The organism is Pseudomonas brassicae, from assembly GCF_010671725.1.
GTDB lineage: Bacteria > Pseudomonadota > Gammaproteobacteria > Pseudomonadales > Pseudomonadaceae > Aquipseudomonas > Aquipseudomonas brassicae.
The window spans coordinates 1-16,925 of the sequence record NZ_JAAHBU010000208.1 but is presented as its reverse complement, the minus strand read 5'-3'; the positions used below and the strand labels follow the sequence as shown (position 1 = coordinate 16,925).

The window sequence follows — 16,925 nt, the reverse complement described above, 5'->3', positions numbered from 1 at the left end:
ACTGAGCTATGTGCCTGCTGTGAGGCGGCATTCTACGCAATCGAATCCCTGTGTCAATACTTTTTTTGAAGCTAAGCCACTGAATACTAATATTTTTTATCAAAGAGCAAGATTCAGCGATTTGTACCGTCCGGCTGGCGGGTGTTTATTATTGTTGATACGATCTGCACAATCGTAAAAAATATAGAACATACAACTACAAACCCAGAGGTGCCGCGCATGGCCAACACCCCCTACCCCCAGTCGTATTACGCCGCCTCGGCCAACCCCGTCCCGCAGCGCCCGAGCCTGCAGGAAGAAGTCCAGACCGACGTCTGCGTGATCGGTGCGGGTTACACTGGCCTGTCCAGCGCCCTGTTCCTGCTTGAGAACGGCTTCAGTGTAACCGTGCTCGAAGCCGCCAAGGTCGGCTTTGGTGCCTCGGGCCGCAACGGCGGGCAGATCGTCAACAGCTACAGCCGCGACATCGACGTGATCGAGCGCACCGTCGGCCCCAAGCAGGCGCAACTGCTGGGCCAGATGGCCTTCGAAGGCGGGCGCATCATCCGCGAGCGCGTGGCCAAGTACAACATCCAGTGCGACCTCAAAGACGGTGGCGTGTTCGCCGCCCTGACCAGCAAGCAGATGGGCCACCTTGAGTCCCAGCAGCGCCTGTGGGAACGCTATGGCCACACTCAGCTGGAACTGATGGATCAGCGCCGCATCCGCGAAGTGGTCGCCTGTGACAGCTATATCGGCGGCATGCTCGACATGAGCGGTGGCCATATCCACCCGCTCAACCTGGCGCTGGGCGAAGCTGCAGCCGTCGAATCGCTGGGTGGCAAGATCTACGAACAGTCCCCGGCCATCCGTATCGAACGCGGCGCCAACCCGGTGGTGCACACCCCGCAAGGCAAGGTACGCGCCAAGTTCATCATCGTGGCCGGCAACGCCTACCTGGGTAACCTGGTACCGGAACTGGCCTCCAAGTCGATGCCGTGCGGCACCCAGGTGATCACCACCGAGCCGCTGAGCGACGAGCTGGCCCGCACCCTGCTACCGCAGGACTATTGCGTCGAGGACTGCAACTACCTGCTCGACTACTACCGCCTGACCGGCGACAAGCGCCTGATCTTCGGCGGCGGTGTGGTGTACGGCGCACGTGACCCGGCCAACATCGAGGCGATCATCCGCCCGAAAATGCTCAAGGCCTTCCCGCAGCTCAAGGATGTGAAGATCGATTACGCCTGGACCGGCAACTTCCTGTTGACCCTGTCGCGTCTGCCGCAGGTAGGCCGCCTGGGCGACAACATCTACTATTCCCAGGGCTGCAGCGGCCACGGCGTCACCTACACCCACCTGGCCGGCAAGGTGCTGGCCGAGGCGTTGCGCGGCCAGGCCGAGCGCTTCGATGCGTTCGCCGAGCTGCCGCACTACCCATTCCCGGGCGGCCAGATGCTGCGCGTACCGTTCAGCGCACTGGGCGCCTGGTACTACAGCCTGCGCGATCGCCTGGGCGTGTAACCGCGCCGCAGCCTGCCGTCATTGCCCCAGGGCGCTGATGGCCTGGCGCGCGGCCTGCTCCTGGCCTGCCTGGGCCAATTCGTTGGCGGCCTTGAGCCAGCGCTGCCGGTCCACCTGGGCTGGCAGTTGGCCTGGCGGCTGCACCAGTACCGCCCAACTGCCCTCCTGCTTCCAGGCACTGGCAAAATCGTCGAAGTCCATCAGCAGTCGCCGGTTATTACCTGCGCGCAACAACACCCGCGACTTGTAGCGGTCATACCCGATCAACACGCCATAGCGCGGTTCACTCCAGAATGCCGAGCCTTCCTGGTAGCGCAACAGCACTGGGTTGCCCGCAGCCACCTGGGTCAGCAACGCTGGCAGCTCGGCCTCCAGTGGGTACACCAGCATGCCGTACTGGCGGGCTGCGGTCTGCATCGAAGCCTGCAGCCTGTCGACGCCCTGCGGCAGTTGCAGCGCCCCCTCAAGCAAGCCCGGCGTGATACGCACGCCTTGCTGCGACAGTATCGCGGCCAGGGCCATGGGCGCGCTCTGGTTGGCAACGCCCCGGTAGAACGGCACTGCCCCCAGTTCCACCCGCTGAGGCAGGCTCTTGAGTTGAGATGACGGCTGGCTGGCGCAACCGGCCAGGCTGGCGGCCAGCGCGCAGGCCAGCAGCAGATGACGAGGGAAACGACGGGCAATGGGCAGCATGGACACTCGCTTGTGCTGATGCCGGGCAGACGAACGCCCGGCCACTGGCCTGCGATGATAGGCGCGCAAACGCCTTGGGTATAGCCCGGCCAAGCCTTAGAGCGAACTGAACCAAGCCACGGGCGCATTGGTCAACCGTCTGTCACAGGCGATGGGCTAGACTGAGCCTGTGTCCGAATGGCGAGCCCTGCTTGCCCAGTCGAAGGAGGCACGGTATGAGTCTGACGATGGGGATTTTTCTGTTGATCGGCACGTGGCTGGTGGTTGCTGCGGCCATGCTCTGGGGCGTGTTGCGCATCGCGCGCCGGCATCATCTGCACCACCCGCAGCCGCGCACAGCTGCACCTCAGGTACAACGGCACGCGCGCCGACACGCCAACGCGCATTGATGCACTGACCGAATCCGTAACGGCCTTGCCCGACAGCGCCGGCTCCTGCAACAGCCGGCGCTGCGGACCATCACGCTTCGCTTTCGAGCGCTTCGCGTTTTTCCCGAGCCCGGCGCGACAGGATGTTCAGGATCTCGATCAAGGTCGAGAACGCCATGGCTGCATACACGTAACCCTTGGGTACATGAGCGCCAAAGCCTTCGGCGATCAAGGTCATGCCGATCATGATCAAAAAGCCCAGCGCCAGCATCACCACGGTCGGGTTGTCGTTGATGAACTTGGCCAGCGGGTCGGCCGCCACCAGCATCACGATGACCGCACTGACCACCGCGATGATCATGATCGGCAAGTGCTCGGTCATGCCCACGGCAGTGATGATGCTGTCGATCGAGAACACGATGTCCAGCACCAGGATCTGGCCGATCGCCGCGGCAAAGCCCAGGGTCACCGTGGACGAGGCCTTGGATTCTTCCTTGGCACGCGGATCGACGCTGTGGTGAATCTCCGACGTGGCCTTCCACAACAGGAACAGGCCGCCCGCGATCAGGATCATGTCCTTCCACGAGAACGTGTGCCCGAATACATCGATCACCGGCTCGGTCAGTTGCACAATCCACGCGATGGTGCTCAGCAGGCCCAGACGCATCACCAGCGCCATACTGATGCCGATGCGCCGCGCCTTGGAGCGAAACTGCTCAGGCAGCTTGTTGGTCAGGATCGAGATGAAGATCAGGTTGTCGATACCCAGCACGATTTCCATGGCCACCAGGGTGGCCAGGGCGACCCAGGCGGTCGGGCTTGCAGCAAGTTCCAGCAGGTATTCCATGAATCAATCCTGAATCAGTGTGAAGAAAGGGTCAGATTTCCTGAGCGCTTTGGTCGCGCTCCGGCTTTTCCCGAGGGGTGTCCTGGGCGTCGTCAGGTTTTTTCGCCAACTGCGAGCCAGTGGCATCGCTAAGCGCCTGCTGGGCCGCGTCGTTGGTCTTGTCGATCGCTTGCTTGGCAGACTCGGCTGCCTGGTTGAGCATCTGCTGCGCGGACTTTTCCGCCTGGTCGCAACCGCTCATGGCAAACAGTGCCAACAGCACCACCAGCGGTGTACCGATCGATTTGAATTGAAGCATGGGTTCCTCGCTTTGCACGTCTGGCGTTGATAGCGAGGCATTCTAAAGAGCATGAAACATCAGGAAAATTCGTATTTTCAGCGGCTATACTTCGGTTTTTACGAATCGGGAATGATCATGCTCAATTACCGACAACTGCATTACTTCTGGGCGGTGGCAAAAACCGGCAGCATCGTGCGCGCCGGCGAACAGCTCAACCTCACCCCGCAGACCATCAGCGGCCAGATCAGCCTGCTCGAACACAGCTATGGCATCGAGCTGTTCCGCCGCGTGGGGCGCCAGCTGGAACTGACCGAAACCGGGCGCCAGGCGCTGTCCTACGCCGAACAGATGTTCCAGATTGGCGGCGAGCTTGAAGCGGTGCTGCGCGCACAACCCCACGAGCAGCAGATCCTGTTCCGGGTCGTGGCGGATGTGGTGCCCAAGTCGATCGTCTACCGCCTGCTCGCCCCCACCATGGAACTGCCCGAGCCGCTGCGCCTGAGCTGTCGCGAAGACAAGCTCGAGCGCCTGCTCGCAGACCTTGCGATCCAGCGCCTGGACATGGTGATCTCCGACAGCCCCATGCCCAGCCACCTGGATATCAAGGGCTACAGCCAGAAGCTCGGTGAATGTGGTATCAGTTTCTTCGCCACCCCGGCACTGGCCGCGCTGCACCCGGCGCCCTTCCCTGTCGGCCTGCAGCACGCGCCGATGCTGATCCCAGGCCAGGAGACCGTGGTACGCAGCCGGCTGTTGCGCTGGTTCGCCGAGCAGCAGTTGCAACCGCGCATCGTCGGCGAATTCGACGACAGCGCACTGATGCAGGCCTTCGGTCAATCGGGCAGTGGGATTTTCATTGCGCCCAGCGTGATCGCCGACGAGGTATGCCGCCAGAATGGCGTCGAACTGATCGGCCAGACCGATGCGGTTACCGAATCGTTCTACGCGATTTCGGTGGAACGCAAGGTCAAGCACCCGGGTATCGTGGCGATCACCGAGGGCGCCCGACGCGAGCTGTTCAACTGGCCTGTGGGGTGAAACCGTCCGCGGCCAGCAACAGAATCGGCAATAGCGCCCACGCGCCAGCGTTAAACAACCCACGGCCGCCCCCGTACAACAGCGACATCACGCCCCACCTGCCATCGGGCAACCATCTGCGGTCAGCGCTGGCGCGCTGTGCTAAAGTCCTGCCCCTTTCGCAACTGGCATTGTCCCCTGCACGCCCTCACTACGCGCTGTGGGCACCACCGTACCCTTGCACAAGAACGAGAAACACCTGCCATGACCCCAGTGCTTAACCTGTTGAACCGTACCAGCCTGGTACTGCAGATTGTCGTCGGCCTGGTGGCCGGCATTGCCGTGGCGTTGCTGTGGCCGGCCGCCGCGCTGAACCTGGCCTTTATCGGTAAGGTATTTGTCAGCGCACTGAAGGCGGTGGCACCGATCCTGGTCTTCATTCTGGTAATGGCGTCGATCGCCAACCACAAACACGGCCAGGAAACCCATATTCGCCCCATTCTGGTGCTGTACCTGTTTGGAACCTTCTCCGCGGCCGTCGTCGCTGTGGTGGCCAGCATGCTGTTCCCCTCCCAACTGATACTGGCCACTCATGACGCAGCGATGAGCCCGCCTGGCGGCATCGGTGAGGTCCTGCAAGGGTTGCTGCTGAGCGTGGTGGCCAACCCGGTGAGCGCGCTGATGGAAGCCAACTTCATCGGCATCCTGGCGTGGGCAATTGCCTTAGGGGTTGCCATCCGGCATGCGGGGCAAACCACCCGCAGCGTGGTCGAAGACCTGTCCAACGGCGTGACCCTGATCGTGCGCATGGTGATTCGCTTCGCTCCTGTGGGCATCTTCGGCCTGGTCGCTTCGACGCTGGCCGAGTCCGGTCTGGGCGCCTGCTGGGCTATCTTCACCTGCTGGCGGTGCTGATCGGCTGCATGCTGTTCGTCGCCCTGGTGATGAACCCGCTGATCGTATTCTGGAAAATCCGCCGCAACCCGTTCCCGCTGACGCTGCTGTGCCTGCGCGAAAGCGGCATCACCGCCTTCTTCACGCGCAGCTCAGCGGCCAACATTCCGGTCAACCTGGCGTTGAGCGAGAAACTCGGCCTGCACGAAGACACCTATTCGGTCTCGATCCCGCTGGGCGCAACCATCAACATGGCCGGTGCCGCGATCACCATCACCGTGCTCACGCTGGCGGCCGTGCATACCCTGGGCATCGCCGTCGACCTGCCAACCGCCATCCTGCTCAGCATTGTCGCGGCGGTGTGTGCGTGCGGCGCGTCGGGTGTGGCGGGCGGTTCGCTGCTGTTGATCCCGCTGGCCTGCAGCCTGTTCGGCATCCCCAGTGAAATCGCCATGCAGGTGGTGGCGGTAGGTTTCATCATCGGGATCTTGCAGGACTCGGCGGAAACCGCGCTCAACTCCTCCACCGACGTGCTGTTTACCGCAGCCGCCTGCGAAGCCGAAGAACGCCAGGCTGCGTAAGCCCATGAAAAAGCCCGGCAAGGCGTGAGCCTTGCCGGGCTTTTTTGTGCGTGATGCTGTTAGAACGCGCCCATGTAGTCGCGCTTGCCGATTTCGACGCCGTTGTGGCGCAAGATCGCGTAGGTGGTGGTGACGTGGAAGAAGAACTGCGGCAAGCCGTAGGTCAGCAGATAGGACTGGCCACTGAAGCGCTTCTCTTTCGGTGTGCCGGGGCGGGTGACGATCTCGATGCCTTCCTTGCCGTCGATCTGCTGTGGCTGGATCTGTTCGATAAACGCCAGCACCTTGGCGATCAGTGCCTGCAGCTCGGCAAAGCTGGTTTCGCTGTCGTCGTACTTGGGCAGCTCGACCTCGGCCAGACGCGCCGAAACGCCCTTGGCGAAATCGACGGCGATCTGTACCTGGCGCACCAACGGGAACATGTCCGGGAACAGGCGGGCCTGCAGCAGCGCGTTGGCATCGATGTTTTTCGCCTCGGCATGTGCCTGGGCCTTGTTCAGCACATCGCTCAGGGCGTTGAGCATCTGCTTGAAAACGGGAACGGAAGCGGCGTACAGGGAAATGGTCATTGTGCTCTCGACTGGGTGACAAAAAGGGACTGGCGCGATTATAGACACGCTTGCGCCTGGCAGGCGGCTTGTCTTTTATCCTGCAAGGATTAGGCTAGTTGCCTTCCACAGCATAGGGAACGCGCGATGAGCACCGAGCAAGACACCCCCGTTGACGCACAGCGTCTGGACAGCACGCAAATCCGTATCCTAGGCGCCTTGATCGAAAAGCAGGCCACCAGCCCGGAAACCTACCCGCTTACCCTCAACGCCGTGGTCCTGGCCTGCAACCAGAAGACCAGCCGCGAGCCGGTGATGAACCTGACCCAGGGGCAGGTCGGCCAGGCCTTGCGCGCCCTGGAGGGCCAAGGCATGGCGCGCTTGCAGATGGGCAGCCGCGCCGACCGCTGGGAACAGCGCATCGACAAGGCCCTGGAACTGGTGCCGGCGCAGTTGATCCTGCTGGGGCTGATGTTCCTGCGCGGGCCGCAGACGGTCAATGAGCTGCTGACGCGCAGCAACCGCATGCACGAGTTCGAGGATGCCGAGCAGGTGGTGCATCAGCTTGAGCGTCTGATCGCCAGGGGCTTTGCCCTGCACCTGCCGCGTCAGGCCGGGCAGCGTGAAGACCGTTACACCCATGCGTTTGGCGACCCGGCAGACATCGAGGCGATTCTCTCGGCGCGCCAGCAAGGTAGCGAACGTTCGACCGGCGGCGTGTCGGCAGAGCGGATCGAAGCGCTGGAGGCGCGGATTGCGGCGCTGGAAGAACGGCTGGCATTGCTGGAGTAGAGTGGCTTGGCGTTGGGGGCGGCGTTGGTTTTTTGTGCTGCAGATGCGCGAGCCCCCTACCCATCACTCCCCCCGAGCAAACGCCACTGCCGCAGCCACCTGCCGCGCCTCCGGGCGCACCCCTGTATACAGCACGAACTGCTCCAGCGCCTGCAGCCCAATCACCTCCAGCCCGGTGATCACCGGCTTGCCTGCGGCCTGGGCGGCCACGATCAACGGCGTCTGTGCCGGCATCGCAACCACATCGAACACCACCTGCGCCGACTCGATCGCCCCTTGCTCGAACGCCAACTGCTGCGCCTCGGCACCGCCCGCCATGCCGATCGGCGTCACGTTCACCAACACCTGCGCGCGCACATCATGCGGTTCGGCCTGCCAGCGATAGCCACACACCTCGGCCAGGCGCTCACCTGCCTCACGGTTGCGCGCAATGATTGTCCCTACCTTGAAGCCGGCATCACGCAACGCGCACGCCACCGCCTTGGCCATGCCGCCACTGCCGCGCAGTGCCACGCTCGACGCAGGGTCCAGCCGATGCTGCCCGATCAACTGGCGCACCGCCAGATAATCGGTGTTGTAACCCTTCAGATGCCCCTGTGTATTGACCAGGGTATTGACCGAGTCGATCACGGCCGCCGACGGGTCCAGTTCATCGAGCAACGGGATGCAGGCCTCCTTGTACGGCATCGACACCCCACACCCGCGCACGCCCAGCGCGCGAATACCCCCCACGGCCGCCGGCAGGTCGCCGGTGGTCATGGCCTTGTAGTAATAATCGAGCCCCAGCTGCTGGTACAGATGGTTATGAAAGCGCACCCCGAAGGTGCCGGGCCGGCCTGCCAGGGACATGCACAGTACGGTGTCTTTGCTGGGAAACATCAGGCGACTCCTTGAAAGCGGCGGGTGCACCAGTATGCACAACTACGCGAGTAACCGTTGATCGGGGCTTACACAACCTTTACCCGGCGCCTGTGCCAATTTGCCCCGCTTGGCGGTCTTATGGTTATCCCCGCGCCATGTCATGGGTTTATCGAAAACACCAGCGTCGGGTACTGCTTCGAGGAGTCCGCATGAACCGTCACATTCCGAAAATCGCCCTGCTGGTCGGCGCCCTCGCCGTCTGCGGGCAAGCCGCCGCCCATGGTGGTGGCGGTGGTGGCGGCTGGCATGGCGCCGGCCCGGTACTGGGCGCTGCCGTGGTCGGCGCCGTGGTGGGGGCGGTGGTGTCCAACAACCACGACCGCACCGTGTATGTCGAGCGCCAGCCGGCCTACTACGGCCCGCCCCCGGTCTATGTGCAGGCCCCGCCACCGCCGGTGTATTACCAGCCGTACCCGGTAGTGGAGCGCTATGTACCGGTACCCCCGCCGTACTATCGCGAGCGCTACTATGGCCCACCGCCTGTGTACTACGGGCCGCCGCGCTGGTAGGCCCTGGGGCCCCGCCATGCCCTCGGGCATGGCGACTCTGGAGGAAATCGCTCGCAGTGGCAGTCATTCGGGGCCGTGGTTAGGCTGCATAACGTTGCCCACCATCAACAAGGAAGTTGCATGCCCTCCGAGCGAGTATTCCCCGCCCCGTTGAACCCCGTCGACGACCCGCTGGCCGCCGCACAGCAGATGACCGTGGCGATGATCGCCAGTGGTCAGTACAAGCTCCCGCAGACCCCAGGCAAGGCAGCCGAGAGCGGTTATGAACTGCTCAAGGCCATGACGGACCATTACCTGCAGTTTCGCACCGCTTATCGGGCCCACGGCCGCTGAAAGCGCCACTGATTCGTTGACACAACTGACCGGCCACCAGCTCCCTGCCGATGGCCGTCAGTGGCCTTTCGTACCAGAGGTTAAATAAATTTCATATGAGCCCCGGCGAAAGCGGGGCAATCGACACAACATCAACCATATTCATAAGATTAATGTTGCGTTTTGCCGGGCTCTTCAAGTGGCTGAAACCCAATGAAACCTGGGCCGTCAGCCACTTGAGGCACACTGAAATACACAGCGCTACGCATTGCGTGAATCATAAATTCGCTCACGCACTCTTACGTCGCCCCCCGCAAACAGTGCAAAGGCCCCATTTTTTTCAGCAGGTTATCTATCGCGATGCTTGCAAAACTTAGACGTATAGAGAAGCCCGCACGGCGTTGCACCGTGCAGGCTCTTTACTCAGAACGCGATATTGAGCCCCAAGCGGACACCGTGATCCCTGTAGCCATCGCCGATTTGCCCCGAGTAGCCCAGATCGAGGCTCGTTTGCGGGGCAAGTTTGGCGCTGACACCGAGCTGTATTAGCGCGGTGTCTTGGGCAATAGGCACACCCTTGACGGCGAAGCTGTCATACCCCGCCAGGGCCAAGTGAGATTCTTCGCTTGGCTTATCAAGCACGCGCTGCCACGCTAGGCTGCTGTGTACACTCAAGGGCACCCCGGCCACTTCAGCCGCTGGAGTGCTAGCACGCACGCCTAGACTGGAGTAGGTCGCACGGCTCTTTTCGCTGTCGCCGCTCAGTGCAGTGCTGCCACCACGCTCACGGAAGCTGTCGCTATCGACTTCAACATGGGCCAGGCCAACGAAAGGCTCAAGAGTGAAGTCACCTGCCTGGATGGCATAACCCAGCTCACCGAACACCTGTGTCGTACTGGCGTCGTACTTGGCCTTGACGTGTTCCTGCACGCTGCCAACATTTACATGGCGGCTGCTGTCTACATCGTTCCAGGCATGAGAGACGCCCATACGCAGGTGCAACGCGTCCCACTGACCGCCCAGGTAGGCTGTCAACGATGTGCTATCGACCTTCGCCGACGAGTTTCGGCCATCCGCGTCAAGGTCACTGTTGCCATAACCCGCCGCCAAGCCTGCGTGCCAAGTGTCGTTCAGTGGCACATCGACGCCTAGCAACATGCCCTGGCTGTTGTGGTCGAGGGCGGCGACATTGCTGTTGCCATCGCGATCACCCCAACTGCCGTAGCCCTGTAGCCAGAAGGTCATGCTGCTGTCAGCATCGACGTGCAGTACACCTTCACTCGGTGCCTGGCCCTGAGCGCTTCGCAGGCGCGTTCCAATCGCATCTCGCACGTAGCGACTTTCATCGAACAGCGCGCCGCGAGTGCTGGCGTGGATCTCACCAGACAGGCTGTCGTAAGCCGAGCGTGCCTGATCGGCGTTGAGTGCAGCGACCAGGTTATACAAACCACCCGCGCCAGCCGAGTCCAGAGTTCCGGCTACGGCACGCTGGTTGTAGGTCTGGGCGACTGATGTGAAAGAAACATCGTTGCGCTGCAGGTCCAGAGTTACGCCATTGCTTGCGTATGTCACTTGCGGCGTGAGGAAGATCAGGTTGCTGCTGACGTTTGCGAAGGTACCCGTCAGATTGCTCGCCTCAATAATCCGGTACTGGGTGCTCGGCGCCCAGTTGCCGCGCCGGCCACAATGTTCAGGCCCGAGCCGCCAAGCGACACGGTGCCGGTGGCGATCACCCGATCGGAGCGGCCGTCCGGATCTGCCTCAATGACAAGCGTAGAGCCGCTATTGAAGTTGATATCGCCGGCAACGTTTAGAGTACCAATCGAGTTGCCCGGGTTCAGGGTTGCGCCGCTGGCAAGGTTGATATCGCCATTGATAGTGCCATGACCGCCGAGTATAGCCCCCATAGCCACGTCGACATTGCTGGCAAGGTTAGCGTTTGAGCCTGCCGCACCACCGATAATAAGACTCCCAGCCGCGACGGTGGTGCCACCCTCGACAGTCGAGTTGCCATTGAGGACCTGCTTACCGCTACCAATCTTGGTCAGGTGGCCTGCACCGTTGATCGAGCCGTCATAAACACTGCTGGCTCCACGTGCACCGACTTGCAGTGTACTGCCTGCCGCTAGCAGCAGAGCGCCCGAGCCAGTGAGTGCATTGAGGTTGTTAACCCCAAACACACTGGCCGAAGCATTATTTGCAACGTTCAAGTGCGCATTGCCGAGGGCAGTATTACCGATCAGGCTCAACTTACCGCTGAGAACGTTCAGCGCTCCACTGAAGGTATTGTTGCCGCTCAGGGTCAGCTCGCTGGCGCCCTGCTTGTTCAGTTCGCCGTTGCCACTGACGACGCCGCTAAGGGTCAAATCATGACTGCCCGCCAGCGTCAGGCTGCCGTTGAGCACCACCGCGTTGGCCAGGTTGACCGCGGTGTTGCTGTCCAGGGTAGTTCCGCCTTGTGTGCTCAGCGCGCCCAGGCCCAGGGCCGTGTCGCTGCCGGCCACAAGGGTGCCGCCATTGAGCTGGGTACCCCCGGTGTAGGTGTTGTTGCCGTTGAGCACCAGGGTGCCGCCTTCGAGCTTGGCCAGGGTAGCGTTGCCGTTCACTGCCACGTCCAGCGTCGCGCTGATGCCGGTGCCGATGCGCACGTTGCTGGTGCCTGAGGCGCCATTGGTCAACGCCAGCGCATCCCCGCTGAGGGTGTAGCCATTGTCGAGGAACTGCATGCCGTTGAGGGTTTGTACGCCGTCCAGGGTGACCGCGCCACCCGTGCCCTGGAACACCGCGAAGGTATCGTTCCAGGCCTGGTTGACGGTGCCGTTGGCGTTGGTCCAGTTGGTCCCGCCGACACTCCACACGCCACTGCCGCCGGCGACCGAACCGTTGCCGGTGGTCTGGCTGCCATCCCAGAACAGCACGGTGTTGTTGGTGCCACCCACCACCAGGTTGACCTGATTGTTGATCGCGGTTTGCACATCCAGGTCGCCCGGCACTACCCCGTTGGGCACGCTGCCGATGTTCAGGCCGTTGTTGATGAGGGTGCCGGTGTAGTCGATCAGGCGGTAAACGCCTGAGTCGAACCCGCCGATGTCGGTGACATTGAGTTTGCCGTCCAGGGTCAGGTTGCCGCCCACGTTGATCAGGCCCGCAGTACCGACCACCGGCGCACCGAGTGCGGCATCGAGGTTGGCATCCGCCCCCAGTACCAGCGAACCGACGCTCAGCGTGCTGCCGCTGCGCATCGACAGGTGGCCGCCGTCGGCGACCGTCAGCGTACCGCCGAGGCTACCGGTGCCGCCCACGGTGGCACCGCTGTTTACCGTGACCGTGTTGCTGGCCAGGCTGCCATTGACGATCAGGCTGCCGCCACTGACGGTAGTGGCGCCGCTCAGGGTGTTGCCACCACCCAGGGTCAGCGTGCCGGCACCCGCCTTGAGCAGGCCGCCGTTGCCGCTGATATCGCCGTCAAGGGTCAGTGCGTTGCTGCCGCCGATACGCAGTTGGCCGAGCAGGCCGATAGCGTTGCCCAGGCTCACCGCCTGGTTGCTGTCCAGGGTAGTGCCATTGGCGGCGGTCAGCGTACCACTGCCCAGCGCGCTGCCGTTGCCCACGACCAGGGTGCCGCCATTGAGCAGCGTGCCGCCGGTATAGCCGTTGGCGCCGTTGAGCACCAGCGTGCCGGTGTCGAGCTTGGCCAGGGTGCCCGTGCCATTGACGGGCAGGTCGAGGGTGGCGGTCACGTTCGGGTCGACCCGCACCACGAAGCTGCCCCTGTTGCCATTGATGGCATTAAGCTCGCCGCCAGTGCCGGCGACCAGTTGATAGCCATCGGTGACGAACTGCAGGGCGTTGGCAGTCTGGCTGCCTTCCACGGTAACCACGCCAGCAGCACCTTGGAAAATGGCGAACTGATCGAACCAGGCATCGTTGTCTGTGCCGTTCAGGTCGGTCCAGTTGGTGCTGCTGTTGTTCCAGGTACCGCTGCCGCCCTGCACCGTGCCGTCGGCGACAGTGCCCTGGCCATCCCAGAACTGCACGAGCAGGTTGGGCGAGTTGATCAGCAGGTTGACCTGGCCGGCAATCGCGGTTTGCAGTTGCAGTTCGCCTGGCGTCACGCTGCCGGGCAGGCCGCCCAGAATCATGCCGTTGTTGACCAATGAGGTGTAGTCGAACAGGCGATAGACGCCATTGCCCAGGCCACCGTCGTCGGTGATGTTCAGCGTACCGTCAAGGGTCAGGGTGCCGGCCACGTTGAACAGCGAGGTGGCGCCGGTCAACGGCGAACCCAGTGCAACATCGATGATGGAATTGGGCGAGATCGTCAACGAACCGAACTTCAGCTGGGTACCGCTGGTACCGACCAGGTGCCCGCCGTTGGCGATACTGACACCCCCCCCCAGGCTACCGCTGCCGGTCAGGGTCGCACCGTTGCTGACCGTCAGGCTACCGCCGTTCAGGCTGCCCGAGACCTTGAGCGTACCGGCGTTGACCTGGCTGGTGCCGCCCAGGCTGCTGATGCCGCTGAGTTCGAGCACACCATTACCGACCTTTCTCAGGCCGCCATTGCCGCCGAATGTCCCCGCGTAGACGCTGTCCAGGTTGTTGCCACCCAGGCTCAGCGTGGAGCCCAGCGCGATGCTGGTGGTGCCGCTGCCGGTCAGCGTACCGATAGTGGTGTTGCCGTTCAGGTTCAGGTCGGTGCCGCTGCCCAGATTGACACTGGCAAGGTTGCCCAGTGCGTTGGCACTCAGGCTCGTCACCATGCCCTGGGTGATATCGAGTGTGCCGCTGAAGGTGTTGTTGCCCAACACCATCAGTTCCTGGGCGCCGGCCTTGATCAGGTTGCCGTGCCGCTGATGAGCCCGCCCAGGGTCAGGTTGCTGGCGGTGTCGAGGGTCAGGTCGCCGTTCACCGCGATGGCATTCATCAGCGCCACCGACTGGGTGTTTTTAAGGGTGCTGGTGCCCGTGGCGGTCAGGGCGCCGCTACCCAGCGCAGCGTTGTTGCCGACGGCCAAGGTGCCGCCACTCAGTGCGGTGCCACCGCTGTAACTGTTGCTGCCACCGAGCACCAGGGTGCCGCTGTCGACCTTACTGAGCAGGCCGTTGCCGGTCAGGGCGACGTTCACCGTGGCCGTGACACCAGGATCGACGCGCACGGTGGTGCTGCCATTGGTGCCGTTGACCAGCGCCAGCGCCCCCGACATGCCGTTGAGCAGACGATAGCCATCGGTCACGAACTGCATACCCGTAATGGATTGGGTGCCATCGACCAGTACGTCACCGGCAGCGGCCTGGAACACTGCGAAATCGCTGTTCCAGTCACGATTGCCAGTACCGTCGACCGTGGTCCAGTTGGTGCTCATGGTGTCCCAGGTGCCATTGCCGCCCTGGATCGCGCCATTGCCTACCAACTGCGCGCCATCCCAGAACAACACGCTGCCATTGACGATAGTGAGGCTGTCATCTTGGCCGTGCATGGGGGCAGCCCCGACCAGCGGGCTCCCCACCCCACAGGCAATCGCCAGAGCCAGGCCGCAGCCCAGGCCGACGCGACTGGTGATAGCTGGTTGGCTGCCGCGCGAACAGGCCAGTTCGGAAGCCACTTGGTATTGCCCCAGGCGCGCGTTGAAGACGGTGCGGTAGAAGCGGTTCATGACTGGTATTTGCTCATTTTGACATCCTTGAGATGGCAAAAGAGCAGAGTGTGTGATGGCAATATGTCATCCGTCTATATCGAAAGCTAAATAGCGCACAAAAAGTGACGATAAAGAGAAGCGTTTGATTGAATAGGCAAACTAATCGCTTCTAGCCGACACCTTTCTATCTCGAATAGTGGCTTCTTGCTGCTACGGGTCGAAATCCGCAGTTTGGGCTTACCTCACCGCCCGATGGCTCTGACGTAGGCTTGGCACGCTCGCAGGGCGATCAGTCCCTCGTCACCGTCACCGGTGACGGCGACAATTCGTTGAGCGTGCGCTGGGTCAAGTTCACCTCGCGAGCCTCCATGAACCATGCCGCAGGCGCTGGTGGCGGCGAGTAGGACTGACAGCCGCAAATCAGCAGATGATGGCGTTGCGATGGGACGAAGTCGACATGGCTAAGCGCACAGCGCATGTATGTCGAATCGTTGTAGGAGGGAACGTTGAGGAGCGCACAAAGACCGACTACACCAGAGTCGTCATGCTGAATAGCCGGGCGCTCAGCGCACTGGCTGATGCGAGAATGATCGCGGATGCGCGAGCCGTGCAGCGCCGTAGAAAGGTTGCGGCGTCGCCCTACGTGTTCCATCCATCGGGGAAGTCGGAGCACATGCTGGGGTCCAGCACCCCTGGAGCGCACTTCGCGCATGCGCTGAAAGCCTTGGGAATCAAACCCAGCAGCCAGTACAACTGCCGGCATACCTATGCCACGATGTGCCTGATAGCGGGCATGAATCCAGCGTTCATCGCCGGGCAGCGCGGGCACAGCGTGCAGGTACTACTCTCAACCTACGCGCGCTGGCTGAATTCACCCAATGATTGGGCCGAGTTGGGCAAGCTTGAAATGCAGTTGATTGTTACAAAATTGGTACAAGGTTAAATAAATTTCATAGTTGGCCCAATGTTTACGGGGCAATCGACACAGACTCAACCATACTCATAAAATGTAACGGCTTGTAATAAGAAAAACCCTTGCACAGCCAACGACATACCCACATTTAGTGAGCACCAACGTGAAAACCTCCCTGTCTATCCTCAGCCTGCTGCTGTTGCTCACTGGCACTGCCAGCGTCACGTCGAATGCTGTTGCCCAACCTGCCCCTCAGGTCCAGCGCGACCCGTCCAAGCTGCACCTGGCCTCGGGCAGCGCATTGCTGATCGACCTGCAGACCAACAAGGTGCTGTATGCCAGCAACCCGGACCGCGTGGTGCCGATTGCCTCGGTGACCAAGTTGATGACCGCCATGGTCGTGCTCGACGCCAAACAGGCCATGGACGAACCGCTGACCATCACCATCGCCCAGACCAAGGAAATGAAAGGCGTGTACTCGCGGGTTCGCTTAGGGAGTGAGCTGAACCGTCGCGATACCCTGCTGATCACCCTGATGTCGTCGGAGAACCGCGCCGCCGCTACCCTCGCCCACCACTACCCGGGCGGTTACAGCGCCTTCATCAAGGCGATGAACGCCAAGGCCAAGGCGCTGGGCATGAGCCATACCCGCTACGTGGAGCCTACCGGGCTGTCGACCAGCAACGTGTCCACTGCACGTGACCTGAGCAAGCTGCTGATGGCGGCGCGCAGCTACCCGCTGCTGAGCGAGCTGAGCACCACCCGCGAGAAGACCGTGGCGTTTCGCAAACCCAACTACACCCTGGGCTTTCGCAACACCGACCATCTGGTCAACAAGAGCAATTGGGACATCAAGCTGACCAAGACCGGCTTCACCAATGAAGCCGGCCACTGCCTGGTACTGCTGACCCGGATGGACAATCGTCCGGTGGCGATGGTGATTCTGGATGCGTTTGGCAAGTACACCCACTTTGCCGATGCCAGCCGCATGCGCCAATGGCTGGAAACCGGCAGCGCCAAGCCCGCGCCCGCCGTGGCCATCCGCTACAAGTCCGAACGCAGCCAGAACCGTCCGGTGGCTGACTGAGACAGCGCTGCCTGCCTTGAGC

At 62.1% G+C, this 16,925-nt stretch carries 15 protein-coding genes and 3 pseudogenes; 9 read left to right on the top strand and 9 right to left on the bottom strand.

Annotated elements, in window-relative coordinates; genetic code table 11:
* The first annotated feature begins 219 nt into the window (after window positions 1-219).
* On the top strand, window positions 220-1,503 hold the full coding sequence (locus tag G3436_RS15275; RefSeq protein WP_163946409.1) for an NAD(P)/FAD-dependent oxidoreductase: 1,284 nt from the start codon (window positions 220-222) through the stop codon (window positions 1,501-1,503).
* A gap of 18 nt (window positions 1,504-1,521) precedes the next feature.
* On the opposite strand, the gene G3436_RS15270 is transcribed toward G3436_RS15275, so the two are convergent.
* Window positions 1,522-2,196: a peptidase C39 family protein gene (locus G3436_RS15270; RefSeq protein ID WP_163946406.1), complete on the bottom strand. Its 675-nt coding sequence runs from the start codon at window positions 2,194-2,196 to the stop codon at window positions 1,522-1,524.
* Window positions 2,197-2,411: 215 nt separating this feature from the next.
* On the opposite strand from G3436_RS15270, the gene G3436_RS27030 reads away from it, so the two are divergent.
* Window positions 2,412-2,585 carry a hypothetical protein gene (locus G3436_RS27030; RefSeq protein WP_178116476.1) on the top strand — a complete coding sequence of 58 codons (174 nt, stop codon included), beginning with the start codon at window positions 2,412-2,414 and terminating at the stop codon, window positions 2,583-2,585.
* A gap of 70 nt (window positions 2,586-2,655) precedes the next feature.
* On the opposite strand, the gene G3436_RS15265 is transcribed toward G3436_RS27030, so the two are convergent.
* Together G3436_RS15265 and G3436_RS15260 are read right to left on the bottom strand one after the other, a co-directional pair.
* Complete coding sequence (locus G3436_RS15265) at window positions 2,656-3,411, bottom strand: TerC family protein (protein WP_163946403.1); 756 nt, start codon at window positions 3,409-3,411, stop codon at window positions 2,656-2,658.
* 31 nt (window positions 3,412-3,442) lie between these two features.
* On the bottom strand, window positions 3,443-3,709 hold the full coding sequence (locus G3436_RS15260) for a hypothetical protein (RefSeq protein ID WP_163946400.1): 267 nt from the start codon (window positions 3,707-3,709) through the stop codon (window positions 3,443-3,445).
* 117 nt (window positions 3,710-3,826) lie between these two features.
* Between G3436_RS15260 and nhaR the strand changes: the two genes are divergently transcribed.
* Together nhaR and sstT are read left to right on the top strand one after the other, a co-directional pair.
* Entirely contained in the window at window positions 3,827-4,729 is a 903-nt protein-coding gene (nhaR, locus tag G3436_RS15255; RefSeq protein ID WP_163946398.1) for a transcriptional activator NhaR, read from the top strand.
* Between the two features lie 243 nt (window positions 4,730-4,972).
* Window positions 4,973-6,183, top strand: a pseudogene (sstT, locus tag G3436_RS15250) (serine/threonine transporter SstT).
* A 59-nt stretch (window positions 6,184-6,242) separates the two neighbouring features.
* On the opposite strand, the gene G3436_RS15245 reads toward sstT, so the two are convergent.
* A complete protein-coding gene (locus G3436_RS15245) occupies window positions 6,243-6,752 on the bottom strand; it encodes a DUF1993 domain-containing protein (protein WP_163946395.1) in 510 nt (169 codons plus the stop codon).
* Between the two features lie 126 nt (window positions 6,753-6,878).
* Here G3436_RS15245 and G3436_RS15240 point away from each other — a divergent pair, with 126 nt between their 5' ends.
* The gene (locus tag G3436_RS15240) at window positions 6,879-7,523 is read left to right on the top strand and encodes a YceH family protein (protein ID WP_163946392.1); all 645 of its coding nucleotides are present in this window, start codon (window positions 6,879-6,881) and stop codon (window positions 7,521-7,523) included.
* A gap of 63 nt (window positions 7,524-7,586) precedes the next feature.
* On the opposite strand, the gene G3436_RS15235 is transcribed toward G3436_RS15240, so the two are convergent.
* A complete protein-coding gene (locus G3436_RS15235; protein WP_163946389.1) occupies window positions 7,587-8,402 on the bottom strand; it encodes a shikimate 5-dehydrogenase in 816 nt (271 codons plus the stop codon).
* 191 nt (window positions 8,403-8,593) lie between these two features.
* Between G3436_RS15235 and G3436_RS15230 the strand changes: the two genes are divergently transcribed.
* Both G3436_RS15230 and G3436_RS15225 read left to right on the top strand, forming a co-directional pair.
* Window positions 8,594-8,953: a hypothetical protein gene (locus G3436_RS15230; RefSeq protein WP_163946386.1), complete on the top strand. Its 360-nt coding sequence runs from the start codon at window positions 8,594-8,596 to the stop codon at window positions 8,951-8,953.
* Window positions 8,954-9,073: 120 nt separating this feature from the next.
* A complete protein-coding gene (locus G3436_RS15225) occupies window positions 9,074-9,286 on the top strand; it encodes a hypothetical protein (protein ID WP_163946383.1) in 213 nt (70 codons plus the stop codon).
* Window positions 9,287-9,688: 402 nt separating this feature from the next.
* Here G3436_RS15225 and G3436_RS15220 read toward each other — a convergent pair whose 3' ends face one another.
* From G3436_RS15220 to G3436_RS27660, 4 genes and pseudogenes are all read right to left on the bottom strand, one after another.
* On the bottom strand, window positions 9,689-10,891 hold the full coding sequence (locus G3436_RS15220; RefSeq protein WP_178116478.1) for an autotransporter outer membrane beta-barrel domain-containing protein: 1,203 nt from the start codon (window positions 10,889-10,891) through the stop codon (window positions 9,689-9,691).
* Window positions 10,888-13,890: pseudogene (locus G3436_RS15215) on the bottom strand (beta strand repeat-containing protein); the annotation flags it as partial. The pseudogene G3436_RS15215 and the gene G3436_RS15220, both read right to left, overlap by 4 nt.
* Window positions 13,891-14,102: 212 nt before the next feature.
* Window positions 14,103-14,921, bottom strand: coding sequence for an ESPR domain-containing protein (locus G3436_RS15210; protein WP_163946412.1), 819 nt, complete (start codon window positions 14,919-14,921; stop codon window positions 14,103-14,105).
* Between the two features lie 224 nt (window positions 14,922-15,145).
* Window positions 15,146-15,334, bottom strand: a pseudogene (locus G3436_RS27660) (lysis protein); the annotation flags it as partial.
* 26 nt (window positions 15,335-15,360) lie between these two features.
* Between G3436_RS27660 and G3436_RS15205 the strand changes: the two are divergent.
* A complete protein-coding gene (locus G3436_RS15205) occupies window positions 15,361-15,846 on the top strand; it encodes a site-specific integrase (protein WP_243667164.1) in 486 nt (161 codons plus the stop codon).
* A 133-nt stretch (window positions 15,847-15,979) separates the two neighbouring features.
* Window positions 15,980-16,903 carry a D-alanyl-D-alanine endopeptidase gene (gene pbpG, locus G3436_RS15200; RefSeq protein ID WP_163946375.1) on the top strand — a complete coding sequence of 308 codons (924 nt, stop codon included), beginning with the start codon at window positions 15,980-15,982 and terminating at the stop codon, window positions 16,901-16,903.
* Window positions 16,904-16,925 lie beyond the last annotated feature (22 nt).